The sequence below is a fragment of the Pseudomonas sp. TH39(2020) genome, assembly GCF_016650715.1.
GTDB lineage: Bacteria > Pseudomonadota > Gammaproteobacteria > Pseudomonadales > Pseudomonadaceae > Aquipseudomonas > Aquipseudomonas mandelii_C.
In genome coordinates this window covers 2,341,250-2,366,972 of sequence record NZ_JAEKFF010000006.1, presented here as the reverse complement: position 1 = coordinate 2,366,972, position 25,723 = coordinate 2,341,250, and the positions used below count along the sequence as shown (strand labels likewise).

Below are 25,723 nucleotides of genomic sequence, written 5' to 3'. Positions count from 1 at the left end.
CGGAGACTGGACATGGCTTATCAGTTCGATTTCATACCGGTGGTGCAAAACACCGACCTGCTGCTGCGCGGTGCCCTGTTCACCCTTGAACTGACGGCCATCGGCGCGGTGCTCGGGGTGAGTCTGGGCATCGTCGGGGCGTTGGTGCGGGCGTGGAACATCCGCCCGTTCGCCGGCATTTTTGGGGTCTATGTCGAGTTGATCCGCAACACGCCGTTTCTGGTGCAGTTGTTTTTCATCTTCTTCGGCCTGCCGTCACTGGGCGTGCAGATTTCGGAATGGCAGGCGGCGGTGCTGGCGATGGTGATCAACCTCGGCGCCTATTCGACCGAAATCATTCGTGCCGGCATTCAAGCAATCCCTCGAGGACAGCTTGAAGCCGCTGCGGCGCTGGCAATGACGCGCTTCGAAGCCTTTCGCCACGTGGTGCTGCTGCCGGCGCTGGGCAAGGTTTGGCCGGCATTGAGCAGCCAGATCATCATCGTCATGCTCGGCTCGGCGGTCTGCTCGCAGATCGCCACCGAAGAGCTGAGCTTCGCCGCCAACTTTATTCAGTCGCGCAACTTCCGCGCCTTTGAGACCTACGCCCTGACCACGCTGCTCTACCTGTGCATGGCGCTGCTGATCCGCCAGTTGCTGAACTGGATTGGCCGCCGCTTCATTGCGAGGAGCAGCCAATGAGCGATTTCACCTTCTGGGACGTCGTACGCAACCTGCTCACAGGCCTGCAATGGACCCTGGCGCTGTCGCTGGTGGCATTTATCGGTGGCGGACTGATCGGCTTGCTGATCATGGTCATGCGCATCTCGAAAAAATCCCTGCCGCGCAGCTTCGCCCGCACCTACATCGAACTGTTCCAAGGCACGCCGCTGTTGATGCAGCTGTTTCTAGTGTTCTTCGGCGTGGCGTTGGCCGGGGTGGAGATTTCGCCGTGGATGGCCGCGGCGATTGCCCTGACGCTGTTCACCAGCGCCTACCTGGCAGAGATCTGGCGTGGTTGCGTCGAATCGATCCCCAACGGCCAGTGGGAAGCCTCGTCGAGCCTGGCATTGAACCCGCTGGAGCAACTTCGCTACGTGATCCTGCCGCAAGCGTTGCGGATCGCCGTGGCACCAACCGTGGGCTTCTCGGTGCAGGTGGTCAAAGGCACCGCCGTCACCTCGATCATCGGCTTCACCGAACTGACCAAGACCGGCGGCATGCTCGCCAACGCGACCTTCGAACCCTTCATGGTCTACGGCCTCGTGGCCCTCGGTTACTTCCTGCTCTGCTACCCCTTGTCCCTCAGTGCGCGCTACCTGGAAAGGAGACTGCATGCCTCTGCTTAGAATTTCCGCCCTGCATAAATATTACGGTGACCACCATGTGCTCAAAGGCATCGACCTGAGCGTCGAGGAAGGCCAGGTGGTGGCGATCATCGGTCGCAGCGGCTCGGGAAAATCCACCTTGCTGCGCACCCTCAATGGCCTGGAATCGATCAACGACGGCGTGATCGAAGTCGATGGCGAATACCTCGACGCTGCCCGTGCCGATCTGCGCAGCTTGCGGCAGAAAGTCGGGATGGTGTTCCAGCAGTTCAACCTGTTCCCGCACCTGACGGTCGGCGAAAACGTGATGCTCGCGCCGCAAGTGGTGCAGAAAGCGCCAAAAGCCAAAGCGGCCGAACTGGCGCGGGAGATGTTGGAACGGGTCGGGCTGGGGGAAAAATTCGATGCCTTTCCGGATCGCTTGTCTGGCGGGCAGCAACAGCGGGTGGCGATTGCCCGGGCGCTGGCGATGTCGCCGAAGGTCTTGCTGTGCGATGAGATTACCTCGGCGCTGGACCCGGAATTGGTCAATGAAGTGCTGAGCGTGGTCCGGCAACTGGCCAAGGAAGGGATGACGTTGATTATGGTCACCCATGAGATGCGTTTTGCCCGGGAGGTTGGGGATAAGTTGGTGTTCATGCATCAGGGCAAGGTGCATGAGGTGGGGGATCCGAAGGTGTTGTTTGCCAATCCGCAAACGGCGGAGCTGGCGAATTTCATTGGTACGGTTGAAGCCGCGGTGGGCTGAAGGATCTTTAGTGCCTATCAGGCCGTCTTCGCGAGCAGGCTCGCTCCCACATTGGTTCTGCGTTGTCCACGGCATTGGCGGCAACACCGAACCCTGTGGGAGCGAGCCTGCTCGCGATTGACCGCGCAGCGGTCACTGCATAACTGCGCAGGATCAAAGCTTTGAACCGTACGCGTTGGCGGCAGCGTTTGATCGTGGCACGATGTCGAGGTTATCGACCGAGACCCCCTGACCATGCCGCAATCCCAAGCCAAGAATCTGTCCCTGATCGCCGCAATCGACCTGGGCTCCAACAGCTTTCACATGGTCGTGGCCAAGGCCCAGAACGGCGAAATCCGTATTCTCGAGCGTCTCGGGGAGAAGGTTCAGCTGGCCGCCGGCATCGACGATGAGCGCCAGCTCAGTGAAGAATCCATGCAACGCGGGCTCGATTGCCTGAAGCGTTTTGCCCAACTGATCAACGGTATGCCGCCCGGCGCCGTGCGGATCGTCGGCACCAACGCCCTGCGTGAAGCCCGCAACCGTGGCGAATTTATCCGCCGCGCTGAAGAAATTCTCGGCCACCCGGTGGAAGTCATCTCCGGTCGCGAAGAAGCACGCCTGATTTACCTCGGCGTTTCCCACACCCTCGCTGACACCCCGGGCAAACGCCTGGTGGCCGACATCGGCGGCGGCAGTACCGAATTCATCATCGGCCAGCGCTTTGAACCACTGCTGCGCGAAAGCCTGCAAATGGGCTGCGTCAGCTACACCCAGCGCTATTTCAAGGACGGCAAGATCACCCCGGCCCGCTACGCCCAGGCGTACACAGCGGCGCGGCTGGAGATTATGAGCATCGAACACGCCTTGCATCGCCTGACCTGGGATGAAGCCATCGGCTCCTCGGGCACCATCCGCGCCATTGGCCTGGCGCTGAAGGCCGGCGGACACGGCACCGGCGAGGTCAACGCCGAAGGCCTGGCCTGGCTCAAGCGCAAGCTGTTCAAACTGGGCGATGTCGACAAGATCGATTTCGAAGGCATCAAGCCCGACCGCCGGGCGATCTTCCCGGCGGGCCTGGCGATTCTCGAAGCGATCTTCGACGCGCTCGAGCTGCAACGCATGGACCACTGTGAAGGCGCCCTGCGTGAAGGCGTGCTCTATGACCTGTTGGGCCGTCATCATCACGAAGACGTCCGTGAGCGCACCCTCAGCTCGTTGATGGAGCGTTATCACGTCGATCTGGAACAAGCGGCGCGCGTTGAACGCAAGGCGTTGCATGCCTTCGATCAAGTGGCTGAGGATTGGGAGCTGGATGACGGGGTCTGGCGTGAATTGCTCGGCTGGGCGGCCAAGGTCCATGAAGTGGGCCTGGACATCGCTCACTATCACTATCACAAGCACGGCGCTTATTTGATCGAGCACTCGGACCTGGCCGGGTTCTCCCGCGAAGACCAACTGATGCTTGCGCTATTGGTGCGTGGCCACCGCCGCAATATTCCGAAGGACAAGTTTGCCGACTTCGGCGATGACGGCATCAAGCTGATTCGCCTGTGCGTGCTGCTGCGCTTTGCGATTCTGTTCCATCACATCCGCGGCACCCAGGAAATGCCCCAGGTCGTCCTACAGGCCAATGGCGACAGCCTGGATGTGTTGTTCCCGGAAAACTGGCTGGACGAAAACCAGCTGACCCAGGCCGACTTCGGCCTGGAAGCGGAATGGCTGACCCGGGTGGGCTTTGTGCTTAACGTTCGCTGAAATTGAAAAAGGCCTTCTTCGGAAGGCCTTTTTTGTGTCCGCGATTCGGCAGACGATGCAATCCCCATGTGGGAGCGAGCCTGCTCGCGAAGGCGGCTGAACAGTCAACATTGATGTCGAATGTAATGACCCCTTCGCGAGCAGGCTCGCTCCCACAAGTTTTACTTGTTATCGGACCGCCAGAATCGGGCTGCCCAATCGCTCCAGCAGCGTTGCCTGCGCGCTGCGCGGGTTCTGGTTGCCGGTCGGCGTGTTGCGGATGTAACGGCCGTCCGCCTGCAGGCTCCAGCTGTGAGTGTTATCGGTGAGATACAGCTCCAGCTCTTTCTTGACCCGCATGATCAGCTTCTTGCCCTCGACCGGGAAGCAAGTCTCGACGCGCTTGTCGAGGTTACGCTCCATCCAGTCGGCGCTGGACAGGAACATCTGCTCTTCGCCGCCATTGAGGAAGTAGAACACCCGGGTGTGCTCCAGGAAACGCCCGATGATCGAGCGCACGTGGATGTTGTGCGAAACCCCGGCGATGCCCGGACGCAGGCAGCACATGCCACGCACCACCAGATCGATACGCACCCCGGACTGACTGGCCTTGTACAGCGCGCGGATGATCTTCGGATCGGTCAGCGAGTTGAACTTGGCGATGATGTGCGCCGGTTTGCCGTCGAGGGCGAACTGGGTTTCCCGGGCAATCATGTCGAGCATGCCCTTCTTCAACGTGAACGGCGCGTGCAGCAGCTTCTTCATGCGCAGGGTTTTACCCATGCCGATCAGCTGACTGAACAGTTTGCCAACGTCTTCACACAAGGCGTCATCCGAGGTCAGCAAGCTGTAGTCGGTGTACAGACGGGCGTTGGCCGCGTGGTAGTTGCCGGTACCCAAGTGGGCGTAACGGACAATCTCGCCAGCCTCACGACGCAAGATCAGCATCATCTTGGCGTGGGTCTTGAAGCCGACCACGCCGTAGATCACCACCGCACCGGCCGCTTGCAGACGGCTGGCCAGTTGCAGGTTGGACTCTTCGTCGAAGCGCGCACGCAATTCGATCACCGCAGTGACTTCCTTGCCGTTACGCGCCGCATCGACCAGCGCATCGACGATTTCCGAGTTGGCGCCGGAGCGATACAGGGTCTGACGGACCGCCAATACATGCGGATCCTTGGCTGCCTGGCGCAGCAGGTCGACCACCGGGGTGAACGACTCGAACGGGTGCAGCAACAGAATGTCCTGCTTGCTGATCACGCTGAAGATGTTCTCGCTGTTTTGCAGCAATTTCGGGATCTGAGGAGTGAACGGCATGTATTGCAGTTCTCGCTGGCTGTCCAGGCCGGTGATGCTGAACAGGCGGGTCAGGTTGACCGGACCGTTGACCTGATACAGCTCGGTCTCGTGCAGGTTGAACTGCTTGAGCAAGTAATCGGACAGGTGTTTCGGGCACGTGTCGGCGACTTCGAGGCGCACCGCGTCACCGTAGCGACGGGAGAACAACTCGCCGCGCAGGGCGCGGGCCAGGTCTTCGACATCTTCGGTGTCGACGGAGAGGTCGGCGTTTCGAGTCAGGCGGAACTGGTAGCAGCCCTTGACCTTCATGCCCTGGAACAGGTCATCGGCGTGAGCATGGATCATCGACGACAGGAACACGTAGTTGTCGCCCGAGCCGCCCACTTCTTCCGGCAACTTGATGACGCGCGGCAGCAGACGTGGCGCCGGGATGATCGCCAGACCGGAATCGCGGCCGAAGGCGTCGATACCTTCGAGCTCGACGATGAAGTTCAGGCTCTTGTTCACCAGCAACGGGAACGGGTGCGTCGGGTCGAGGCCAATCGGGGTAATGATCGGCGCGATTTCGTCGCGGAAATAGCGGCGCACCCAGGTTTTGATCTTGGTGGTCCAGTGACGCCGACGGATGAAGCGGACCTGATGCTTTTCCAGCTCCGGCAACAGAATGTCGTTGAGGATCGCGTACTGGCGGTCGACGTGACCGTGTACCAGCTCGCTGATGCGGGCCAGGGCCTGGTGCGGTTGCAGGCCATCGGCGCCGGCTTGTTCACGGGCGAAGGTGATCTGCTTTTTCAGGCCGGCCACACGAATCTCGAAGAACTCGTCCAGGTTGCTGGAAAAGATCAGCAGAAACTTCAGCCGCTCCAGCAACGGGTAGGACTCATCCAGCGCCTGTTCCAGCACGCGGATGTTGAACTGCAGTTGCGAGAGCTCGCGATGGATGTACAGGCTGCTGTCATCCAGACCGGGAATGGCAATCGCCGGCGCCGCTACTGCGGGCTCGGTCACCGCTGCGGGAGGAGCAGGCTCCAGTTCCGGCGGGGTTTCGGCGATTTGCTCCACCACAGGTTGAGCGTCTTTTACGGCAACTTCAGTGAGTACTTCGGTATTCATCGAATGTTCCTGGGAGGGCTATTTTTGCTCTCGTAACAATTGAGCGGCACGGACGGCAAAGTAAGTCAGGATGCCATCAGCGCCTGCACGTTTAAAAGCGGTCAGGGATTCGAGGATAACCCCTTCGCTCAACCAGCCATTCTGGATTGCCGCCATGTGCATGGCGTATTCACCGCTGACCTGATAAACAAAGGTCGGCACTTTAAATTCTTCTTTGACCCGGTAGAGGATATCCAGATACGGCATGCCTGGCTTGACCATGACCATGTCTGCGCCTTCTGACAAGTCTGCCGCCACTTCATGCAGCGCTTCGTTGCTGTTGGCCGGGTCCATTTGATAGGAGGCCTTGTTGGCCTTGCCCAGGTTCAGCGCCGAACCGACCGCATCGCGGAACGGGCCGTAATAGGCGCTGGCGTACTTCGCCGAGTAGGCCATGATCCGCACATTGACGTGATCGGCCAGCTCAAGCGCTTCGCGGATCGCCTGGATGCGCCCGTCCATCATGTCCGACGGGGCCACCACCTGAGCGCCGGCTTCGGCGTGGGACAGCGCCTGCTTGACCAGTGCGTCGACGGTGATGTCGTTCTGCACGTAGCCTTCTTCGTCGAGGATGCCGTCCTGGCCGTGGGTGGTGAACGGGTCCAGGGCGACGTCGGTGATCACGCCCAGCTCTGGGAACTGCGCCCGCAATGCGCGGGTGGCGCGCTGAGCAATGCCGTTGGGGTTCCAGGCTTCGGCGGCGTCCAGAGACTTGAGCTCCGGCGGCGTCACCGGGAACAACGCCAAGGCCGGAATCCCCAGCTCGACCCACTTGGCCGCTTCTTCAAGCAACAGATCGATGGTCAGGCGCTCGACGCCCGGCATCGACGCCACCGCTTCGCGACGGTTTTCACCGTCCAGCACAAACACCGGCAGGATCAGATCGTCGACGGTCAGAACGTTTTCACGGACCAGTCGACGCGAAAAATCATCACGGCGATTGCGACGCAGGCGGGTTGCTGGAAACAAACGGTTGGCGGGGGTAAAGCTCACGGCAGACTCCTGAGCCCGCGTTGGCGGGCGAGCGTGACAGTTATAAGCGGCCATTATGACGAACACATGACAGTTGTGCTTAGCCCTGTGACACGTAGCCGCATTCCATTGTCCTTGTAGGAAATGTTCACGTCGAGACACATTTGGACACTTTCATGAATGATCACGAAGGGTTAGGCTGCGCGTTCATTTCGCCAGCATCCAGACAATGCTCCAACAATTTCTTCAGGAATTCGGCTACTTCGCCCTCTTTCTCGGCACGTTTTTCGAAGGCGAAACCATTCTGGTGCTCGCGGGCTTCCTCGCGTTCCGCGGATACATGGACCTCAAAGTGGTCATGATCGTGGCGTTCCTCGGCAGTTATGCCGGTGATCAGCTGTGGTATTTCCTGGGGCGCAAGCATGGCCGCAAGTTGCTGGCGCGCAAACCGCGCTGGCAATTGATGGGTGACCGGGCGCTGGAACACATCCGCAGGCACCCGGACATCTGGGTACTGAGCTTCCGCTTTGTCTATGGCCTGCGCACGGTCATGCCGGTGGCGATCGGCCTGTCGGGCTATCCGCCAGGACGTTATCTGCTGCTCAACGGGATTGGTGCCGCGATCTGGGCCGCGGCGCTGGCTGCCGCCGCCTATCACTTCGGTGCGGTTCTCGAAGGCATGCTCGGCAGCGTCAAGAAGTACGAGCTGTGGGTGCTCGGCGCCCTGCTGATACTGGGCTTTTGCTTGTGGCTGCGCCGACGCTTCAAGAACGCCCGTCTGGCGAAGAAGATCTACGCCGACGAGCAGGCCTTGAAAGCTGAACAAGCCAAAACCAACAAACCTACGACGCCAGTCGAGTGAAACGGTTTCTGCAACAGTAGAGACCAATACCACTGAGCAGGCTGTAACTCAGCAGGCCGACCCAGCCTGCCGCGCTGGCCGGCCAAAGCCCAACGACCGGCGCCAGCCACACCAGCGGCACATTTGACGCCAGGCGCAGCAGCTCCAGCTTCAGCGCCCACGGGCGATTCTCCAGGGCCACGCCCAACGTAAACAAACCCAGCGCCACGGCACTCCAGCCGAGCACCAGCGCGGCGGTTGGCAAACTCTGCTCCAGGTTCATCAAGTAGCTGCCCAGCGCGATGTAGACGCAGAACTGCAACACGACGTAAAGCTGCTGACGCCCGTCCAGCGGCACCTCGAATTTACGGAACTGACTCAGGTCTGGCTTATTCATCGGGTACCTGGCCGCCACATCCGCCGGCCGCCAACCGGTGCGCATGAACCAGATGCGCAGCTTGTCCCATTTGCTTTGCGCACGCCGCGCGTCATCCCACAGCTGCGCGTAGAACTGCACGTTCGCCCACAACGGATTCCAGCTCGCGAGCGGCGTGGTGACACCGAAAATCACCGGTTCGTTATCGTCCTCTTCCTGAAACGAGCCAAATAGACGGTCCCAAATAATGAACACCCCGCCGTAGTTGCGATCCATGTAGAGAGCGTTCTGTGCATGGTGAGCCCGATGATTGGACGGCGTGACAAAGAACCACTCGAACCAGCCGAGCTTGGGAATGTGTTTGGTATGCACCCAGAACTGGTACAGCAAGTTCAGCGAGGCGACGCTGATGAACACCAGCAGCGGCACGCCGAGCACGGCCATCGGCAGATAGAAAATCCAGCTCAACAGGAAGCCGGTACTGGTCTGGCGCAGCGCCGTGGACAGGTTGTAGTCCTCGCTCTGGTGATGCACTGAATGCGCCGCCCAGAGAATGTTGCGTTCGTGGCCCATGCGATGCAGCCAGTAGTAGCAAAAGTCGTAGAGGACAAAGGCGAATACCCAGACCCAAACGCTGTCCGCCGAGAGCTTGAAGAGCGCCAGGTGCTCAAGGGCAAACGCATACGCCACCAGACCGACGCCTTTGGTCAACAGGCCGGTGGTGGTCGACAGCACGCCGGTGCTCATGCTGTTGATCGCGTCCGCCACGCGATAATTGCTCACTGCGCGCCAACGGTCAGCCAGCAGTTCGACGGCAATCAGCACAAAGAAAAACGGCACCGCATACAGAATGAAGTCCATGACGCGCCCTGATCGGAATCTTGAGGACAGATCCTAGGTGTAGTCGCGAATTAACCCTATGGCAACGAGTGACAAATTAGTGGACATTTAACGCCATGAATCTGGAGAAAAGCCCATGAGCAAAAAAATTGCAGTGATCCTATCCGGCTGTGGCGTATACGACGGCGCCGAGATCCACGAAAGCGTGATCACCTTGCTACGTCTGGACCAGCGGGGGGCTCAAGTGCAGTGTTTCGCACCGAACATCGCGCAGCTGCATGTGATCAATCACCTGTCCGGCGAAGAAATGCCCGAGTCGCGCAACGTACTGGTGGAATCGGCGCGGATCGCCCGGGGCAATATCAAGGATATTCGCGAAGCGGACGTTGAAGACTTCGATGCGCTGATCGTTCCGGGCGGTTTCGGGGCGGCCAAGAACCTGTCGAACTTCGCCGTCGAAGGCGCCGGCTGCACCGTGCAACCGGAAGTCCTGGCGCTGGCTGAGGCCTTTGCCGAGGCCGGCAAACCGGTCGGGCTGATCTGCATCTCGCCGGCGCTCGCGGCGAAGATCTATGGACCGGGCGTGACTTGCACCATCGGCAACGACGCCGATACTGCCGCCACCATGAACAAGATGGGCGCTACACACAAAGATTGCGCGGTGAGCGACATCGTCGAAGACAAGGCTCGCAAACTGGTGTGCACCCCGGCTTACATGCTTGCGCAATCGATCAGCGAGGCAGCGTCAGGCATCAACAAACTGGTCGACCGCGTTCTGGAACTGACCCACGAGAATGACGTGTAAACACGGACAAATGTGGGAGCGAGCCTGCTCGCGAAGAGGCCGTTACCTTCAACGCCTATGTTGACTGTCAGGCCGCTTTCGCGAGCAGGCTCGCTCCCACAAGGGGTTCTATGTCTGGCTCAAGATTTGCGGGAAAGCCGCGTAAGGATCCGGTCCAGCGCATTGGCAAACGCCTGCTTCTCACGCTCACCAAATGGCGCTGGCCCGCCGCTCATCTGCCCCTGTTCACGTAGATCGGTAAACAGGTTACGCACCGCCAACCGATCGCCCATGTTCTGCGCATCGAACTCTTTGCCCCGTGGATCCAGCGCCGCAACACCCTTTTTCACCAGACGGTCGGCCAGCGGCACATCGCTGCAGATCACCAATTCGCCGGGGACCGCGTATTCCACCAGGTAGTCGTCGGCGGCATCCGGACCACTCGGCACCACGATCAGCTTCACCAGGGCCAACCCCGGTTTGATCTGCGGCTGTCCGGCCACCAGCACCACTTCGAACTGGCGCTTGAGGGCGAACTTCACCACCAGATCCTTGGCCGCCCGGGGGCAGGCGTCGGCATCGATCCACACACGCATCGTGTTTTCCTCGGGTCAAAAAGCTTCGCGAGCAGGCTCGCTCCCACAGGTTATACGCAAATCCTGTGGGAGCGAGCCTGCTCGCGAATATGAGCGAAGCGAATGCTTTTAAGAAACCGGCACCCGCCGCTTCTCGGCCAGCCGGCTACGGCCATACAGCACGATGATCGCGATGATCGCCACCGCCTGCGCACTCAGCGAATACGCATCAGCGTGGATCCCCAGCCAGTCGAAGTCAAAGAACGGCACCGGCCGGGTGCCGAAAACCCCGGCTTCCTGCAACGCCTTCACGCCATGCCCGGCAAACACCACCGACAACGCACACAACAGACCGGCGTTGATACTGAAGAACAACGACAGCGGCAGTTTCGCCGAGCCGCGCAGGATCACCCAGGCCAGCCCCACCAACATAACCAACGCCGTCGCACCACCCGCCAGTACCGCGTTATGGCCCGCGGGACCTGCCTGCAGCCACAGGGTCTCGTAGAACAGAATCACTTCAAACAGTTCGCGATACACCGAGAAGAACGCCAGCGTCGCAAACCCGAAACGCCCGCCGCCTCCCACCAGGCTGCTCTTGACGTAATCCTGCCAGGCCGCCGCGTGACGACGGTCATGCATCCACACGCCGAGCCATAGCACCATGACGGCAGCGAACAATGCCGTCGCACCTTCCAGCAATTCCCGTTGCGAACCGCTGACATCGATCACATACGCTGCCAGCGCCCAGGTCCCCAGACCGGCCAGCAGCGCCAAGCCCCAACCGACGTTGACGCTGCGGACCGCTGATTGCTGGCCAGTGTTGCGCAGGAACGCGAGGATCGCCGCCAGCACCAAAATCGCTTCCAGGCCTTCGCGCAACAGAATCAACAGGCCGGAGATGTAGCTCAGCGACCAGCTCAAACCATCGCTGCCCAGCAGGCCGGCGGACGCCTTCAACTTGGCCTTGGCCGCGTCCAGACGTTGCTGGACCTGGGCCACCGGCAGACCGTCCTGCAACGACTGACGGTAAGCCATCAGCGATTTCTCAGTGTCTTTGCGCACGTTGGCATCGACGTTATCCAGAGAACTTTCGACCAGTTCGAAACCCTCCAGATAAGCCGCCACCGACAGGTCATAAGCCTGATCGTGATCACCGGCACGGTAGGCCGCGATGCTCTTGTCCAGCGTTGCGGCCGTGTAGTCGAGCAACTGCGCCGGGCCACGCTTGACCTGAGGCGGTTGCGCTCGCTGCGCACGGAACGTCGCCGCTGCTTGCGGCCCCTCGGCAACCTGCACTTCTGCGGGAGTCTGACGAGCCAGGTCGGCGATGTTGTAGGTTTTTTCGGACTTTGCAGTAGCCGGGGCGGCGCTGAAGCTGGCGATGTAGGTCGCCAGGTCCCAACGCTGACGATCGTCCAGCTGATCGGCGAAGGCCGGCATGTCGGTGCCTTCGACGCCCATTCCCAAGGTGTTGTAGATCGCGTAGAGGCTCAGTCGGTCCAGTCGCGCAGCATCGCGCAGATTGGCTGGCGGCGGCGTCATGCCGACGCCTGCCGGGCCGTCACCGGCGCCCGCGTCGCCGTGGCACACCGAGCATTGCTGTGCATACAGCGGAGCACCACGGCTCGGGTCGGGGGTAATCACTGGGGCCTGACTGACTTCATAAGCCACCGCAAGCTTCGCCCCAAGCTGCCGAGCCTGGCGGGCGACGTCGGCGCCGTCTTTGCGCGCAGCGATTGCGCTGCGCAAGTCGCTGACGCCCTGCTCCAGCTCCGCGCGTTCGGGCCTGGCCGGCAATCCGCTGATCAGGTCTTGCAGAACCCCGAGAAACTCCAATTGTTCGCGGTATTCCGACTCATCAATGACCTTACCGGCCTGGACCGTTACCGGGTAATCGGCGCCAATGTAGTCGAGCAAATGCAGCGCCTTTGGCGCGCCTTCCGCCGTTTCGGCCAGCGCGTTGAAGCTGCAAAACGCAATAACAGGCAGCACTAGCCATGCCAGAAAGCGGGAGGAGGCAATCATGAACGAATCTCAATTGGAAATACGAAGTAACACATTGTTCACTTCCAATGCCATTCACTCAAGCTTTGTCTGAGGTGGCCGCTGAAGTACAGGAACAAAGTGCCATCATCCAAGTCTATAATTTGCCGCCTCATGCCGGCTTATTTTCAAGGAAGACACACAGCAAATGGCCACCCGCCTGCGCTTCATGTTTGTACTCAGTGCGTGCCTGCTACTGAGCGGCTGCCCCACCATGCGCAACTACAACGAGGAACTGGGGGAGACACTCGATTACTTCAACGCGGGGCATCTCGACGGGGCACTGGCCGTACTTGAGCGAAACAATCCCATTGCGCCAGGGGATCTGCTCTATCACTTTGAGAAAGGCGAATTGCTGCGGCTCAACGGCGATATGAGCGGCAGTTTTGAAACGTGGGACTACGCCGACCGGTTGATCGAGGGGTGGGAAAACTCGCCAAGGTTCGACACCTTCAAAAAATTCACCGAGTTCAATAGTTACGCCCTTAACGACAAAGTCCGCTTATACGACGGCTACGATTTCGAGAAGGTCGCCCTGACCACGCAAATGGCCCTGACTTGCCTGTCCAGCCCCGACGTCGCAGCCGCCCGCGTCATGATCAAGAAAACCCACGAGCGCGAGGCAACCATTGCCCAAAAGCGCGACCTGCAATACCTGAAACTGGAAAACCAGGCTGAAGAAAAAGGGATCTCCCTGAAGTACAAAGACCTTCAGGGCTACCCGGTAGCGACCCTTGATGCCCCCGAAGTGGTCGCGCTGAAAAACAGCTACCAAAGTGCGTTCAGCCATTACCTGGCCGGTTTCGTCTACGAAACGCTGGGCGAAAAAGACCTCGCCGCGCCGGGTTATCGCCAGGCAGTTGAACTGCGCCCCAACACGCCGCTGCTCGAGCAAGCATTGCGTAATCTGGACAAATCACCGCTGAAGGCTGGCGAGAGTGATGTCCTGCTGATCGTGCAAACCGGCCTTGCGCCAGCGCGCAGCTCGGTTCGCGTGCCGATTGCGGTGGACGTCGACGGCGAAACCTTCATTACCAATATGTCGTTTCCGATCATCGTCCCCGACACCTCCACGCCCCCTGTGGACTTCATCACCGTGGACGGCAAAAAACAGAAACTGACCCTGCTCAACAGCTTCGGCGACATGTCGCGCCGCACTTTGCGCGATGACATGCCGGGCATCATCCAGCGCACCCTCCATCGCGCTCGGTCCAATGCCGAATACCTGGCCTACCTGAGAAAGCACAGACCCGAGAAACTGGAGGCGGCGATCCTGGAACAAACGCAACGAGAGGATGCCGACACACGTGGCTGGCGTACCTTGCCCGACAAGACATTAGTGGCGCGTCTGCGGCTCAAGAAAGGCGTACATCAACTGACGCTGCCCAACGCGCCGGAATTTTCGCCGCTCAAGTTCAAGATCGATCAGACACATCAAGCCTTCAGCCTTCGGGCGGTGAGTAACCGGATTTACGCCGCCGATATCGCCATGCAGCTCGACGCCACTCCCGCATCGCAAGCTGCAGTCGGCCCTGCCCTACCCTGAATGGAGATTTTCATGGGATTGAAATGCATCGCCGTTGTCGCTCTGGCCCTGTTGGCCGGTTGCGCCACACCGCCACCGCCGCCGGAGCCGGGCAGCGCTGCCAGCAAAGTCATGGCCACGGGACCGCTTGAACACGTAGCCATAGGCCCGATGCGCATGGCCCGGGAAAACGGCTTCCTGACGGTCAACGCGCAGCTGAGCAATACCGACACCCGCAACAGAACCTTGTACTACCGCTATCTGTGGCTGGGGCCGGAAGGTTTTCCCGTGGCCGAAGCCGACACCTGGAAAAGCTTGACCCTGTACGCCGAGCAAACCAGTTTTGTGCCGGCCATTGCTCCCGTGCCACAAGCCGTGGATTTCCGCCTGGAGATCAATACGCCGTGAACCGCCCACTTGAGACCTTGCCCATGTTTGTACGCGCTTCCTTCCTGGCCCTGAGCGCTTTGCTGATCGGTGGCTGCGCCGCCAACCATTCGCCGGTGTTAGGCAGTGGCAACATCAGCTACGGCGACCCGAAAGCCGTGGAACTGGTGACTAACGAATTCGGGTCGACTGACCTGCAGATGATCGCTGAAAGCATGACCCGCTCGCTCGCGCAGTCGGGCGTTCTGAAGGGGCGGCCGGTGGTTCAGGTATACGACGTGATGAACAAGACCAGCGAGTACATCGACACCCGCGAAATCACCACGTCGATCAAGACCCAACTGATGCGTTCCGGCACCGCGCGCTTTGCCAGCGACAACACAGACATGCAGAGCCAGGTCGACCACCTCAAACTGCAGAACCAGAGCGGTCTGTACAAGAAAAGTACGGTGGCCAAAACCGGCAACATGATCGCCGCCCGCTACCGCCTGGAAGGCTCGATCAGTTCGATTATTAAGCGCAGCAACGATTACAAGGACGTCTTCTACAAATTCAGCCTGCAATTGATCGACGTCGAAAGCGGGCTGGCGGAGTGGATGGACGAGAAAGAAATCCGCAAGACCACGGAGCGCTGAGCAATGCGTGCATGGATTGGCATCATGGCCCTGGCTTGCGCCGTTGGCGCCCAGGCAGCCCCGAAAATCGCGGTGACCGACTTGGCTTATGAAGCGAGCGTGGATCAATACGTTCACGTGATCTCGGCCCGGGACAATCATCAGCAGGACTATTACGGCACCAGTGGCTCGTCCAGCTATGACGAGTACACGACGCAGAACAGCTATCTGGAACAGACCGAAATCAGGCGTTTCAGTGGTGACATCAAAGGTCAGATGCTCAAAACCGGGATGTTCCAGCTGATTCAGGGCACGCCCTACACCACCAGCGCTAAAAGCGATGTGTATGACGTGATCAAACGCATCAAGGCCGGCCACTTCAAGGGTGCCGACTACGTGCTGTTCGGCACGCTGTCGGACATCGACTTCACCCAGGACATGAACGAGCTGGCCAATACCGACAGCTATTCGGCAGTGCTGGCACTGACCTTGGTGGCCGACTTCAGCCTGATCAACACCAGGACTTACGAGATAACCTCGGCCTTTACCGCCATGGGCGAGGCTCAGGACACCAAACTGGTGAACAACCGGGATATCCACGTTTCATTGAACCGCCCGCGGGTAGTGCGTGAAGTTTCCCGGTCTCTGGGCGAGGATGTTGCCCGACAATTGAGCGAACAGCTCGGGGATGGAAGTTATGAGCCGTCAGGACAACCGGAGCCGCGCAATGACCTGCCACCGGATACCGCGCCGGTCATCCTGCGCTGATCCGTGAAACAAAAAAGGCGACCCCAAGGGTCGCCTTTTTTGTGCCTGGCGGTTTTACACCACGGCTTTGCGAAGGGTCGCCATGAATGCCGCCGCACCAATGAACAGCCCGGCAAACGTGCGGTTCATGCGTCTCTGCTGCTTGGGCGTGCGCAACATTCGCAGCACCTTCGATGCAAGTCCGGTGTAACCGGCCATGACGATCAGATCAACGCAGACCATGGTCACACCAATGATCAGGTACTGGATCAGCAGCGGCGCATGCGGATCAATGAACTGCGGCAACACCGCCAGCATGAACACCAGCGCCTTGGGGTTGCTGATGTTCACCAGAAAACCGCGGAACACCAGGGCCATCGGCTTGCCAATCTGACGCACGGCCGCGTCATCGCTCATGTCGCTGGGCAGCGCACGCCATTGCTTGATCGCAAGGTAAACCAGATAGGCGACACCGAACCATTTGATCGCATAGAAGGCCGTGGCCGAGGCCGTGAGAATCGCGCCAACACCAGCACCGACAATCGCAATCTGCACCGCCAGACCCAGTTGCAGGCCCAAGGCGTTCCAATAACCGCGCCAGAACCCGTATCGCAGACCGCTGGACATCGACGCAATGGCGCCGGCACCGGGGGATAGGCTGATCACCCAGCAGGCGGCAAAAAACGCCAGCCATGTTTGAAGCTCCATTGCACACCTCGACTCAGACTCGTGACAGACGTCTAAGCTAATGCGGCTTTGGGCCGATGACTACCGATTTTTTGCAGGACAGAGTTGAAGCCGACCAGCGTTTACAGCTGTAGGGCCCTTTCGCGAGCAGGCTCGCTCCCACATGGAATTTGTGAGCGCCACAGATCTACTGTGGGAGCGAGCCTGCTCCGGGCGGCGTTCCGACGAAAGCGATAGGTCAGACGACAAAAGACTTACTTTTCGAAACCGCTGGAAGGAAATAAATCGCTGCCGCGCCAGCGTCGCACCGAGCGCTGGAAGAACAGGCTGTTGGGCACTTGCACCATGGCACTGCCGGTGCCGAGTTCTTCGGCTTCGATCAGCGTGGTGTAGAGCAGGTTGATCGCCACCACCCGGCCTTTGACGCCGGGCTTGTCGGTGGTGTCCACCAACTCGACCACGTCACCCAGGCGAAACGGGCCGACGGTGAAGATCAGGATCGCGCAAAGCAGATTGGAGAGCACACTCCACATGGCGAAGAACGCCACTGCCGCTACCGCGACAAACCCGGACAACGCGGTCCAGAGCACCGTCGCCGACACCCCGAGGCGTTCCAGCACGAAGATCAGCGCGCTGCCCATGATCAGCCAGCGCAGGCCACCGCGCAGCGGCATCAGCAATTGCGGCGGCAACGGATAGCGCTCACCCAGGCGAGTCAGGCACTTGGCAACGCAACGCTGGGCAACATATCCCGCCAACAGAATCAGCAGGATCTGCACGAAGAGCCAGATCGGCTCGATCCACACAGCAGGCAATGGCAGCTTGAAGGCTTCCATCAAGACAGAGCCTCCAGCTCCGCCTGCATGCTTTCAAGCAATTCCAGCGCTTCCATCCAGGCTTCTTCCAGCTCGGCTTCACGGACCTTCAGCTTGGCCTGTTCGGCCAGCAGATCACGCAAATCGTTCTTGCGCGCCGGCTCGTAAATGTCGCTGTCGCCGAGGCTGGTATCGATCTTCGCCAGTTTCTCGTGCAGCTTGCCCAGCTCGGCTTCGAGCTTGTCAGCCTCGCGCTTGTGCGGTGCCAGTTGCTGACGCAACGCAGCCGCCGCCTGGCGCTGGGCTTTCTTGTCGGTCTTGTCCGGGTTGACCGGCGTATTGCTGACCGGGGCGTTGCGCTGACGGTAGTCCACCAGCCAACGGGTGTAGTCTTCCAGGTCGCCGTCGAACTCCTCGACCTTGCCGTCCGCCACCAGATAGAAATTGTCAGTGGTGCTTTTGAGCAAATGGCGATCGTGGGAGACCACCAGTACCGCGCCACTGAATTCCTGAAGAGCCATGGTCAGCGCAAGGCGCATTTCCAGGTCCAGGTGGTTGGTCGGTTCGTCGAGCAGCAACAGGTTCGGCCGGCCCCAGGCGATCAATGCCAGCGCCAGTCGGGCCTTTTCGCCACCGGAGAAGTTCAGCACCGGCTCATCGATACGCGCGCCGCGGAAGTCGAAACCACCAAGGAAGTCGCGCAGCGTCTGCTCGCGCTCGGTCGGCGCCAGGCGCTGCATATGCAGCAACGGGCTGGCCTTGGAGTCGAGTGAGTCCAGCTGATGTTGGGCGAAGTAGCCAACGACGGTGTTCTCGCCACGGGTCAGGCGGCCGGACAACGGCTCAAGTTCACCGGCAAGGTTTTTGATCAGGGTCGATTTACCGGCACCGTTCGGGCCAAGCAAACCGATCCGCGCACCGGGGGTCAGTTGCAGCTTGACCTTCTCCAGCACGGCTCGCTCGCCGTAACCCAGTCGGGCGTCGGAGAGGTCAATCAACGGACTGGAGATTTTCACTGATTCGCGGAAAACGAAATCGAATGGCGAATCGACGTGGGCGGCGGACAGTTCTTCCATCCGCTCCAGCGCCTTGATCCGGCTCTGGGCCTGACGGGCCTTGGTGGCCTGGGCCTTGAAGCGGGCGATGTAGCTTTCCATGTGCGCACGTTGCGCCTGCTGCTTCTCGTAGGCCTGCTGTTGCTGGGCCAGACGTTCGGCACGGGCGCGTTCAAAGGCGCTATAACCACCGCGATACAGGGTGATCTTGCGCTGATCGACGTGGGCCACATGATCGACCACGGCATCGAGGAAGTCCCGGTCGTGGGAAATCAGCATCAAGGTGCCGGGATAGCTTTTGAGCCACTCTTCGAGCCAGATGATGGCGTCGAGGTCCAAGTGGTTGGTCGGTTCGTCGAGCAACAACAAGTCCGAAGGGCACATCAAAGCCTGCGCCAGGTTCAGACGCATCCGCCAACCACCAGAGAAATCTCCTACCTGGCGATCCATCTGTTCATTGGTGAACCCAAGGCCAGCCAGCAGTTTTCGGGCCCGGGCATCGGCGGTGTAACCGTCGGCGCTGTCGAGTTCCGAGTGCAGGCGGGCCTGAGCGGTACCGTCATGGGCCGCTTCGGCTGCCGCGAGGTCACGTTGCACCTCGCGCAGACGCAGGTCGCCATCGAGCACATAGTCGACCGCTACCCGATCTAGGGTGTCGATCTCCTGGCGCATGTGGGCGATGCGCCAGTCCGCCGGCAGGAAGCAATCACCCGAGTCCGGGTGCAGGTCACCCAGAAGCAAGGCGAACAGGCTCGATTTGCCGGCGCCGTTGGCACCGATGAGGCCGGCTTTGTGGCCGGCGTGCAGGGTCAGCTCGGCGTCTTCTAGCAGACGTTGAGGGCCACGCTGTAAAGTCAGGTTCTGAAGTCGAATCATAATGGCGGCGGAGTCTACCAGCTTCGCTCGCAACTGGCGCGAGTAGCACTATGTCCTCTGACCTGTGGAGCTTTTCCCTTAGTACTTACGCCCGTCCCGGCGTTGAACCCGCATGCCTGCAATTACAGTCGGCGGGTATCAATGTGTGCTTGCTGCTCTGCGGACTGTGGCTGGGAGAACGTGGCGTCGCCTGCAACGAACAACGATTGCAGCAACTGCGTAGCGCGGCCGAGCCGTGGGACGCAGACGTGGTGCAACCGCTGCGAGCCTTGCGGGTGAATTGGAAAGCCGTTGCCACCGACGATAGCGAACTGAATGCTTTGCGCGAGCAAGTGAAGGCACTCGAACTGGAAGCCGAGCGACATCTGTTGGTGCGACTGGAACGATCGGCGTTGAGTTGGCCGCAAGGTGAGGCGACCGATCTATCGGCCTGGCTGGAAGGTGTAACGGCAGGCGCCGCCCACCTGGACCGCGACGCGCTGCATCAGCTGCGCGTCGCGGTAAGCAGCACTTAGGAAGCGCTGGGTGGGGTGGTTGCTGCGATCGATGCGGCGGCCGGCGTTGGTGCTGGCGTGGCTGTCGAGGTGGCTGCTGCTAAAGCAGATGTTGCTACCGGAGCCGGGTTGGCTGGCTTGGCAACTGGCGCGGCGGCCGGCTTGGCGGCAACCGGTTTTTTCACCGCTGGTTTTGCAGCCGGTTTGGCAGCGGCAGGTTTGGCTGCTGGTTTCGCTGCAGCAGGTTTTGCAGCAGTGGCTGGCTTGGCTGCAGCAGGTTTTGCAGCAGCAGTTTTGGCAGCCGGTTTGGCTGCAGCTTTTGCAGCTGGTTTTGCAGCTGGCTTGGCAGCTGTTTTAGTCGCGACTGATTTCGCGGCAGGCTTGGCAGCAGGTTTCGCAGCGGCAGTTCTAGCCGTTGGTTTTGCGGCCGGTTTGGCAGCTGCTTTCGCCGCTGCAGTTTTCGCCACCGCCGGTTTAGCAGCAGCGGTTCTTGCAGCCGGTTTAGCGGCAGCTTTTTTGGCAGCGGCTGGCTTGGCGGCAGGTTTGGCGGCGGCTGTTTTTGCAGCCGGTTTTGCAGCGCTTGCAGCGACTGGTTTTTTCGCCGCAGGTTTAGCGGCAGGTTTTGCTGCGGCTTTCACCGGTGCTTTGGCAGCCGGTTTGGCGGCAGACTTGGCCGGTGCTTTTGCAGCAGCCGGTTTGGCAGCGGCTTTCTTGGCAGGAGCCGCAGCAGGCTTGGCCGAACGCAGGGACAACGCCTTGCCGACAGCCTCTTGTACACGACCGACGCCCTGGGCCAGTTTCAGGCTTTCTTGAGCATCGCGCTTGAGTTGCAGAATGTAGCTGCGAGTTTCGGATTGACGATCCTTGAGGGCATCGAGCAAGTCCTCAAGCTCCTTCACCGCTCCCTTGGCTTTGGCTTGTGCCTTGGCCTTGCCGGCCGCCGCAGCGTCCTGCAATTTGGTACGGGACTTGTGCAATTTTTCTTGCGCTTTTCCGCGTTGCTTTTCCAGTTTGGCGAGCAGTTTTTCAGCATCAGCCAAGGCTTGGGAACAAGCGTTTTCCAAGTGCTCGAGCAAGCTGCCCGAGAGTTGTTGGAGTAAGTGCAACGGAGTATTTACAGGCTTCTTGGTGGCCGACATGGTTTACCTCCTGGCTGACGTGGGTGCGGCTCATACTAGACCTCTGCTGCTACCGCCGCTAGGGCATGTTGACAGTATCCAAAGCGCTGCGTTGCAACGGATTGAAATTCTTCTGCGCTTGCGCAAAACCAGTTCACCGTCGAGCGCATTCACACTGGCATAATCCACCGCATCTCAGGTCGGAGAGTGCCCATGTCGCGCTACCTTTTTTTATCACTGTGCGTGTTTTTTTCCGTGGCCCAGGCCGCCGAAAAAACCAAAGAAAATGACACTCATGATCTCTCTTACAGCCTGGGCGCAAGCCTCGGCGAACGCCTGCGCCAGGAGGTTCCCGATCTGCAACTTCAGGCGCTGATCGAAGGCTTGCAACAAGCTTATCAAGGCAAACCCCTGGCGCTGAAAGATGAGCAGATCGAACAGATTCTTGCCGAGCACGAAGCCCAGGTCGCCTTGCAACCGAGCATGCCGCAAAGCGAAGTTGCCCTCGAAAAAGAGCAGGCTTTTCTCGCTGAGGAGAAAACCAAACCGGGCGTTCGTGAGCTGGCCGATGGAATATTGCTAACGGAGTTGGCGCCAGGCACGGGTGCCAAAGCTGGCCCCAACGGCAAAGTCCAGGTGCTGTATGTCGGTCGTCTTCCCGACGGCACGGTGTTCGATCAGAACAGTCAGCCGCAGTGGTTCAGTCTCGACAGCGTGATCAGCGGATGGCGCAGCGCGTTGCAGCAAATGCCGGTCGGTGCGAAATGGCGCTTGGTGATTCCATCGGCCGAAGCCTATGGCGCCGAAGGTGCCGGCGACCTGATTGCACCGTTCACACCGCTGGTATTCGAAGTTGAATTGCGCGGTGCCACAGGCTGAATAGCGGAAACGAAAAACGGCGCGCATAGCGCACCGTTTTTGGAGGTTTTGCAGGAAGGGGGTTCAGGCCTGAACCGGGTCCTCTTCCTTGTGAGCGGTGTGCAGCACTTCGATCAGGCAGTCTTCCAGCTCGAAGCGCTCGTGCAACAGGCCACCCAGCTCTTTGAATTTCTCTGCCACGCATTGACCTGCATCACACAGGTCATTGAACGCTAGCAGCTTCTCGGTGATGACATCGATGCGAGGGTAGATGGTCTCGGCCAACTCAAGCCCGCGAGTGTCACCAAACGCTTTGGCTTCACCGGTCAGCTGTTCGTAGATCTCGAAGTGCCCGGCAGACACGTAATCGACCAGCACGCCGCAGAATTCCTGCAACGGCTTACGGTTCTCACCCAGTGCCTCAGGCTTGGCGCCGAGAGCATCATAGGCCCGAACCAGCTCGTGACGCTCCTGCAACCAGCGATCGATCAGCAGATGCACTCCACCCCAACGTTCCTGAGCATTCTGACAACTTTCGAGCATGGTGATCTCTCTTCCCTTGTGGGTCATGCTGCCCTACACCCGTCGCCACACTTGAAGGTCAAGTATCGGCCAGGCAGAGCGTCATTCGAGCAACATAATTCCAATGACACGTGCGGGCCAGATTATGCCCGCGCGACAATGGCTTCAAGGTACGCAGGAGATAAAGTTCATACAAGTGTTTAATCACCCGCCGGCGCCCGGTGCGACGAACCGCCGCTGGGCGGTCGCAGACAGGCTTTCCAGACAACGCGCAGCAGCTGATAAATTCCCAGAATTGTCATCGCCATGAAGAACAGCAGACTCCATTCAGGAATGCTCAGGTCGAACAGTGTCCAGGAAATCTCCGCGCACTCTGCCTCCCCTTTAAACATCTGCGTCACCTGACAAAACCAGGGCATGTCCTCGTACTGAACTGCCAGATTGGGCGAGCACGTCAACAGCTGATGCATTGGATCGCTCTGCAGCAATACCTGCCGCCACGCCGTGACCGTACCCGCCATACTGCAAAACAGCGCGAGCATCCAATACAGGAAAGACCCGAAGCGGCCCGGCCCATGCACCGAAGCCACCAGGCAGATACCTGTGAGCAACGCGAGGCAAAAGCGCTGTAACAGGCACAACCCGCAAGGCTTGAGGCCGACCGCATATTCCAGGTAATAGGACACGCCCAAGGCCAGGGCACCTGCAATGAAAGCCATGAAAAACAAGGAGCGTGAGCAGGCCAAAGACATGGCATTTCCGTAACAGTAGAGACAGGCGGTTACGGTAGAGGAAAGCGCGGCAGCCTTTCAAGGCAGGCCAGCGGGGACACTTCAACAGAAGTGTAGGGAATTCCCGACAGGAACGAGAGGATTAGGTGTAGTCCTCTGTAGGACTCTGCCGCTGACGGACTACAAAGGTAAAATCCCGACAGTTTGCAGGCAACTGGATCGCTCCTTCGAGCGACCCGTCATCCACTCTTCAAGCGTGAACAGGAACCGGCAACGGTGCCGCCAGCAAGCGCTCGTCCAACAAGCCCAAGCCCTCCTGGAACAACTGATTGCTGCGCTCGGTGTCACCCAGCTGCGCCAGCAGCCGCGCCAGTTCCGCGCAGGCTTCCGGGTTGCGCTGCACGCGCAAGCTGCTTTCCAGATAATCCCGGGCCTTGCCCCAAAGGCTGCTTTGCAGACACAAGCGCCCCAAGGTCAGCAGCAGGCTCGGGTCGGCCGGATGATCCTTGAGCCAGCCCTCGGCGGTGTGCAGTTGACGTGCCGGATCGCTACCGCGAACGAGTCCATAGAGGCGCGCCAGATGACTGTCGTAGTTGCGTTTGAGCGCCGTTCGCAGGATCTCTTCGGCCTCGACCTGAGCACCCAGTTGCCGAAGTTGCTCGGCATAAGCGAGCACCAGTTGCGGCTCCTGACGTTGAGCTGAGGTCAACTGCTGCCAGGCGCGATTGAGCGATTGCAAGCCGACCGTCCCGTCTTCTTCCTGATGCGCCGCCAGGGACAGGTTCTCACCCCAGGCCCGGCGTTCCAGTTCGGCCAGCTCGGCCGGCGGCAGGACTTTGTCCTTGCGTAGCTCCGGCAGCAGACGAATCACCGCCGACCATTCGCCCCGCTGTTGGTGCAAGCGCTGTAACTGGCGCAAGGTCTGGACGTTATGAGGATGACGCTCGTGCATGGCCTGCAGGGTCACCAGGGCGCCTTCGGTATCGCCGCGGTCAGTCTGCAATTGCGCGTGGCTCAGGGCAATCGCCAACTCTGCCTGGGGTTGTCGCTCTAGAGCGCGCTCCAGCAGGTTGTCGCTTTCCTCATATTGACCTTGTTCGTTCGCGGCCCGGGCAGCGCCAAGGTAGTAAAGCAGAGGCTGGCGCTCGGCTTCCGCAGCCCGATGCAGATGGCGCTGCGCACTGGCCCAGCGACCTTCGGCCAGGTCCAGCTGACCGTGCTCAATCGCCACCTGCACACGGCGACTGCGATTGCGCCGCGACCAGGGATTGACCACGCCGCTGGAGGTCGTCACCAATTCGATCAACGCCTTGATGCCCCAGAACACCAGCCAGAGCACGGCGACCAACGCCAGAGTTGCCCACAGGCTCGATTCGTAACGGAAGCTTTTATAGGCGATCAGCACGTAACCGGAATGCTCGGCAATCGCCAGCCCCAGCGCAGCAGCAGCGGCGATCACCAGGAACACGATCACATAGAGGCGTTTCATGGCGTCGCCTCCTGAGCGGTGTCCGCTGCAGGTTTGGCCATCGGTTTGATCGAGTCCTCGGCGTTGACATTACGCCGCTCCAAATACCCCTGAACCGCACTCAGCGTGCCGGTCAGGTCTGGCGTGACGACGGTGACCGGTTGCTTGCTCAACTCGCCAACCTGCTCAAGCATCACTTTGCTCTGAGGGTTGTCCGGGTTGAAGTTGCCCTTGAGCACGTCCCGCGCTTCGGCCAGCGCCTGGGTATAAACCACGGCCTGGCCATTGAGCGCGGCCCATTGCGCCTGCTCCAGCGCCAGGCTCAGGGCCAGGCGCACCTGGCTCAGGCTCTGCCCGGCCAGCAACGGACGCACATTCTTGTCGGCGTTAAAGTCGATGCGGATGTAGCGCGAGACCTGATCCCACCATTGCGCCCAACGACTGGCGCCGTCGCCATCGGCGGTGAGCCCCAACAGGGATTCACCACGGTCCTTGTACTCGGGTGCCAGCTCGGTGAGGCTGATTACCTGATCGCGCAGCGCCCCCAGTCGAAGGAAAAGACCGGTGCGATCCGGCTGTTGGGTGCTACGCAATGCCACCAGCGTTTTGGCCACTTGCTCGCGAGCGGCAAAGGAACCCGGATCGTTCTGTTCGCGCAGAATTTCATCGGCGCCCTGCACCAAAGCCTGGGCACTGCTGATGTCCTGCAACGCGGAAAGACGCAGGCTGGCCAGACGCAGCAGGTGCTCGGCCTCGGCCAGACGCCAATCCTTGCGGCTGGCGCCGAGAACCGTTTCCAGACGTTGATTCAAGCGTTGCTGATCGCCTTGAAGTTGAGTGACCAAACGACTGCGCGCATCGAGCTCGGCGGCGGCAGGCATTTGTTCCAGGCGAGCAGTCAGACGTTGTTCATTGAGCTTCAGGTCCTGTGCCTGATCGCTCAATGCCTGGACCTGACTCAACTGCAGTTGAGTATTGGCTTGCAGGTGACGCACCTGCCAGACTCCCCAACCGCCCACGGCGACACCGGCAGCGCCCAGCAGCAGCGCGACGATTGCCAGCCCATTGCCTCGGCGCTGCACTGCAGCAGACCCTGTTTCAACCGGTGCTTCAACCGGTGCATCGAGCACTGGCTGGACGTCATCTTTAGGCAAGGCTGTTTCGCTCACG

25 protein-coding genes are annotated in these 25,723 nt (G+C 60.0%); 12 read left to right on the top strand and 13 right to left on the bottom strand.

Going from position 1 to position 25,723, the window contains the following annotated elements:
- Positions 1–12 precede the first annotated feature (12 nt).
- The 4 genes from JFU47_RS18515 to ppx all read left to right on the top strand — a co-directional run bounded on the left by JFU47_RS18515 (position 13) and on the right by ppx (position 3,792).
- A complete protein-coding gene (locus tag JFU47_RS18515; protein ID WP_140894861.1) occupies positions 13–681 on the top strand; it encodes an amino acid ABC transporter permease in 669 nt (222 codons plus the stop codon).
- Positions 678–1,328: an amino acid ABC transporter permease gene (locus JFU47_RS18510; RefSeq protein ID WP_033060645.1), complete on the top strand. Its 651-nt coding sequence runs from the start codon at positions 678–680 to the stop codon at positions 1,326–1,328. The genes JFU47_RS18515 and JFU47_RS18510 overlap by 4 nt, the downstream gene beginning before the upstream one ends.
- On the top strand, positions 1,315–2,055 hold the full coding sequence (locus JFU47_RS18505; protein WP_201184772.1) for an amino acid ABC transporter ATP-binding protein: 741 nt from the start codon (positions 1,315–1,317) through the stop codon (positions 2,053–2,055). Before JFU47_RS18510 ends, JFU47_RS18505 begins: the two co-directional genes overlap by 14 nt.
- Before the next feature lie 234 nt (positions 2,056–2,289).
- Positions 2,290–3,792: an exopolyphosphatase gene (gene ppx / locus JFU47_RS18500; protein ID WP_201184770.1), complete on the top strand. Its 1,503-nt coding sequence runs from the start codon at positions 2,290–2,292 to the stop codon at positions 3,790–3,792.
- Between the two features lie 168 nt (positions 3,793–3,960).
- Here ppx and ppk1 read toward each other — a convergent pair whose 3' ends face one another.
- Positions 3,961–6,183: a polyphosphate kinase 1 gene (gene ppk1 / locus JFU47_RS18495; protein ID WP_140675353.1), complete on the bottom strand. Its 2,223-nt coding sequence runs from the start codon at positions 6,181–6,183 to the stop codon at positions 3,961–3,963.
- Positions 6,184–6,201: 18 nt separating this feature from the next.
- Positions 6,202–7,215, bottom strand: coding sequence for a porphobilinogen synthase (gene hemB / locus JFU47_RS18490; RefSeq protein WP_008150323.1), 1,014 nt, complete (start codon positions 7,213–7,215; stop codon positions 6,202–6,204).
- A 208-nt stretch (positions 7,216–7,423) separates the two neighbouring features.
- Between hemB and JFU47_RS18485 the strand changes: the two genes are divergently transcribed.
- A complete protein-coding gene (locus JFU47_RS18485; RefSeq protein ID WP_123365095.1) occupies positions 7,424–8,056 on the top strand; it encodes a DedA family protein in 633 nt (210 codons plus the stop codon).
- Here JFU47_RS18485 and JFU47_RS18480 read toward each other — a convergent pair.
- Complete coding sequence (locus tag JFU47_RS18480) at positions 8,037–9,272, bottom strand: sterol desaturase family protein (protein WP_201184768.1); 1,236 nt, start codon at positions 9,270–9,272, stop codon at positions 8,037–8,039. The genes JFU47_RS18485 and JFU47_RS18480 overlap by 20 nt on opposite strands.
- A 115-nt stretch (positions 9,273–9,387) precedes the next feature.
- Between JFU47_RS18480 and elbB the strand changes: the two genes are divergently transcribed.
- On the top strand, positions 9,388–10,056 hold the full coding sequence (gene elbB, locus JFU47_RS18475) for an isoprenoid biosynthesis glyoxalase ElbB (RefSeq protein WP_201184766.1): 669 nt from the start codon (positions 9,388–9,390) through the stop codon (positions 10,054–10,056).
- 119 nt (positions 10,057–10,175) lie between these two features.
- On the opposite strand, the gene JFU47_RS18470 is transcribed toward elbB, so the two are convergent.
- Together JFU47_RS18470 and JFU47_RS18465 are read right to left on the bottom strand one after the other, a co-directional pair.
- Complete coding sequence (locus JFU47_RS18470; RefSeq protein ID WP_084320266.1) at positions 10,176–10,631, bottom strand: YaiI/YqxD family protein; 456 nt, start codon at positions 10,629–10,631, stop codon at positions 10,176–10,178.
- Between the two features lie 108 nt (positions 10,632–10,739).
- On the bottom strand, positions 10,740–12,638 hold the full coding sequence (locus JFU47_RS18465; protein WP_201184764.1) for an FTR1 family protein: 1,899 nt from the start codon (positions 12,636–12,638) through the stop codon (positions 10,740–10,742).
- A 166-nt stretch (positions 12,639–12,804) separates the two neighbouring features.
- Here JFU47_RS18465 and JFU47_RS18460 point away from each other — a divergent pair, with 166 nt between their 5' ends.
- Genes JFU47_RS18460 through JFU47_RS18445 form a run of 4 tightly spaced genes read left to right on the top strand, consistent with a single transcriptional unit; the run spans position 12,805 to position 15,950 of the window.
- Entirely contained in the window at positions 12,805–14,202 is a 1,398-nt protein-coding gene (locus JFU47_RS18460) for a COG3014 family protein (protein ID WP_201184762.1), read from the top strand.
- Between the two features lie 12 nt (positions 14,203–14,214).
- A complete protein-coding gene (locus JFU47_RS18455) occupies positions 14,215–14,589 on the top strand; it encodes a YcfL family protein (protein ID WP_123365089.1) in 375 nt (124 codons plus the stop codon).
- Positions 14,590–14,612: 23 nt separating this feature from the next.
- The gene (gene lpoB / locus JFU47_RS18450; protein WP_123365088.1) at positions 14,613–15,203 is read left to right on the top strand and encodes a penicillin-binding protein activator LpoB; all 591 of its coding nucleotides are present in this window, start codon (positions 14,613–14,615) and stop codon (positions 15,201–15,203) included.
- A 3-nt stretch (positions 15,204–15,206) separates the two neighbouring features.
- On the top strand, positions 15,207–15,950 hold the full coding sequence (locus tag JFU47_RS18445; RefSeq protein WP_140893287.1) for a penicillin-binding protein activator LpoB: 744 nt from the start codon (positions 15,207–15,209) through the stop codon (positions 15,948–15,950).
- Positions 15,951–16,004: 54 nt separating this feature from the next.
- Here JFU47_RS18445 and rhtB read toward each other — a convergent pair whose 3' ends face one another.
- From rhtB to JFU47_RS18430, 3 genes are all read right to left on the bottom strand, one after another.
- Positions 16,005–16,637: a homoserine/homoserine lactone efflux protein gene (rhtB, locus tag JFU47_RS18440; RefSeq protein WP_123365086.1), complete on the bottom strand. Its 633-nt coding sequence runs from the start codon at positions 16,635–16,637 to the stop codon at positions 16,005–16,007.
- Positions 16,638–16,870: 233 nt separating this feature from the next.
- Positions 16,871–17,452, bottom strand: coding sequence for a mechanosensitive ion channel family protein (locus JFU47_RS18435; protein ID WP_201184760.1), 582 nt, complete (start codon positions 17,450–17,452; stop codon positions 16,871–16,873).
- Positions 17,452–19,362 (bottom strand): ATP-binding cassette domain-containing protein, encoded by a 1,911-nt coding sequence (locus JFU47_RS18430; RefSeq protein ID WP_046045102.1) that lies wholly within the window; start codon positions 19,360–19,362, stop codon positions 17,452–17,454. Before JFU47_RS18430 ends, JFU47_RS18435 begins: the two co-directional genes overlap by 1 nt.
- A 50-nt stretch (positions 19,363–19,412) precedes the next feature.
- Here JFU47_RS18430 and JFU47_RS18425 point away from each other — a divergent pair, with 50 nt between their 5' ends.
- Positions 19,413–19,877, top strand: a complete 465-nt coding sequence (locus JFU47_RS18425) for a TIGR02444 family protein (RefSeq protein WP_140893286.1) — start codon at positions 19,413–19,415, stop codon at positions 19,875–19,877.
- Here the strand turns inward: JFU47_RS18425 and JFU47_RS18420 are convergent.
- Positions 19,874–20,995 (bottom strand): AlgP family protein, encoded by a 1,122-nt coding sequence (locus tag JFU47_RS18420; RefSeq protein ID WP_140675379.1) that lies wholly within the window; start codon positions 20,993–20,995, stop codon positions 19,874–19,876. The two genes, JFU47_RS18425 and JFU47_RS18420, sit on opposite strands and share 4 nt — an antisense overlap.
- Before the next feature lie 192 nt (positions 20,996–21,187).
- Between JFU47_RS18420 and JFU47_RS18415 the strand changes: the two genes are divergently transcribed.
- Entirely contained in the window at positions 21,188–21,853 is a 666-nt protein-coding gene (locus tag JFU47_RS18415; protein ID WP_140893285.1) for an FKBP-type peptidyl-prolyl cis-trans isomerase, read from the top strand.
- A 63-nt stretch (positions 21,854–21,916) separates the two neighbouring features.
- Here the strand turns inward: JFU47_RS18415 and JFU47_RS18410 are convergent, their stop codons facing one another.
- From JFU47_RS18410 to JFU47_RS18395, 4 genes are all read right to left on the bottom strand, one after another.
- A complete protein-coding gene (locus JFU47_RS18410) occupies positions 21,917–22,375 on the bottom strand; it encodes an Rsd/AlgQ family anti-sigma factor (RefSeq protein ID WP_033053386.1) in 459 nt (152 codons plus the stop codon).
- Positions 22,376–22,554: 179 nt separating this feature from the next.
- Positions 22,555–23,106 (bottom strand): disulfide bond formation protein B, encoded by a 552-nt coding sequence (locus JFU47_RS18405; protein WP_140675386.1) that lies wholly within the window; start codon positions 23,104–23,106, stop codon positions 22,555–22,557.
- A gap of 229 nt (positions 23,107–23,335) precedes the next feature.
- Positions 23,336–24,574 (bottom strand): heme biosynthesis protein HemY, encoded by a 1,239-nt coding sequence (locus tag JFU47_RS18400; RefSeq protein ID WP_201184758.1) that lies wholly within the window; start codon positions 24,572–24,574, stop codon positions 23,336–23,338.
- Positions 24,571–25,722, bottom strand: a complete 1,152-nt coding sequence (locus tag JFU47_RS18395; protein ID WP_201184756.1) for a uroporphyrinogen-III C-methyltransferase — start codon at positions 25,720–25,722, stop codon at positions 24,571–24,573. The genes JFU47_RS18400 and JFU47_RS18395 overlap by 4 nt, the downstream gene beginning before the upstream one ends.
- Position 25,723: the final 1 nt, after the last annotated feature.

Coding starts and splice junctions, on each gene's coding strand:
- JFU47_RS18515 (WP_140894861.1), top strand. CDS start 13: ATGGCTTATCAGTTCGATTTCATACCGGTGGTGCAAAACACCGACCTG.
- JFU47_RS18510 (WP_033060645.1), top strand. CDS start 678: ATGAGCGATTTCACCTTCTGGGACGTCGTACGCAACCTGCTCACAGGC.
- JFU47_RS18505 (WP_201184772.1), top strand. CDS start 1,315: ATGCCTCTGCTTAGAATTTCCGCCCTGCATAAATATTACGGTGACCAC.
- ppx (WP_201184770.1), top strand. CDS start 2,290: ATGCCGCAATCCCAAGCCAAGAATCTGTCCCTGATCGCCGCAATCGAC.
- ppk1 (WP_140675353.1), bottom strand. CDS start 6,183: ATGAATACCGAAGTACTCACTGAAGTTGCCGTAAAAGACGCTCAACCT.
- JFU47_RS18485 (WP_123365095.1), top strand. CDS start 7,424: ATGCTCCAACAATTTCTTCAGGAATTCGGCTACTTCGCCCTCTTTCTC.
- JFU47_RS18480 (WP_201184768.1), bottom strand. CDS start 9,272: ATGGACTTCATTCTGTATGCGGTGCCGTTTTTCTTTGTGCTGATTGCC.
- elbB (WP_201184766.1), top strand. CDS start 9,388: ATGAGCAAAAAAATTGCAGTGATCCTATCCGGCTGTGGCGTATACGAC.
- JFU47_RS18470 (WP_084320266.1), bottom strand. CDS start 10,631: ATGCGTGTGTGGATCGATGCCGACGCCTGCCCCCGGGCGGCCAAGGAT.
- JFU47_RS18465 (WP_201184764.1), bottom strand. CDS start 12,638: ATGATTGCCTCCTCCCGCTTTCTGGCATGGCTAGTGCTGCCTGTTATT.
- JFU47_RS18460 (WP_201184762.1), top strand. CDS start 12,805: ATGGCCACCCGCCTGCGCTTCATGTTTGTACTCAGTGCGTGCCTGCTA.
- JFU47_RS18455 (WP_123365089.1), top strand. CDS start 14,215: ATGGGATTGAAATGCATCGCCGTTGTCGCTCTGGCCCTGTTGGCCGGT.
- lpoB (WP_123365088.1), top strand. CDS start 14,613: ATGTTTGTACGCGCTTCCTTCCTGGCCCTGAGCGCTTTGCTGATCGGT.
- JFU47_RS18445 (WP_140893287.1), top strand. CDS start 15,207: ATGCGTGCATGGATTGGCATCATGGCCCTGGCTTGCGCCGTTGGCGCC.
- rhtB (WP_123365086.1), bottom strand. CDS start 16,637: ATGGAGCTTCAAACATGGCTGGCGTTTTTTGCCGCCTGCTGGGTGATC.
- JFU47_RS18435 (WP_201184760.1), bottom strand. CDS start 17,452: ATGGAAGCCTTCAAGCTGCCATTGCCTGCTGTGTGGATCGAGCCGATC.
- JFU47_RS18430 (WP_046045102.1), bottom strand. CDS start 19,362: ATGATTCGACTTCAGAACCTGACTTTACAGCGTGGCCCTCAACGTCTG.
- JFU47_RS18425 (WP_140893286.1), top strand. CDS start 19,413: ATGTCCTCTGACCTGTGGAGCTTTTCCCTTAGTACTTACGCCCGTCCC.
- JFU47_RS18420 (WP_140675379.1), bottom strand. CDS start 20,995: ATGTCGGCCACCAAGAAGCCTGTAAATACTCCGTTGCACTTACTCCAA.
- JFU47_RS18415 (WP_140893285.1), top strand. CDS start 21,188: ATGTCGCGCTACCTTTTTTTATCACTGTGCGTGTTTTTTTCCGTGGCC.
- JFU47_RS18410 (WP_033053386.1), bottom strand. CDS start 22,375: ATGCTCGAAAGTTGTCAGAATGCTCAGGAACGTTGGGGTGGAGTGCAT.
- JFU47_RS18405 (WP_140675386.1), bottom strand. CDS start 23,106: ATGTCTTTGGCCTGCTCACGCTCCTTGTTTTTCATGGCTTTCATTGCA.
- JFU47_RS18400 (WP_201184758.1), bottom strand. CDS start 24,574: ATGAAACGCCTCTATGTGATCGTGTTCCTGGTGATCGCCGCTGCTGCT.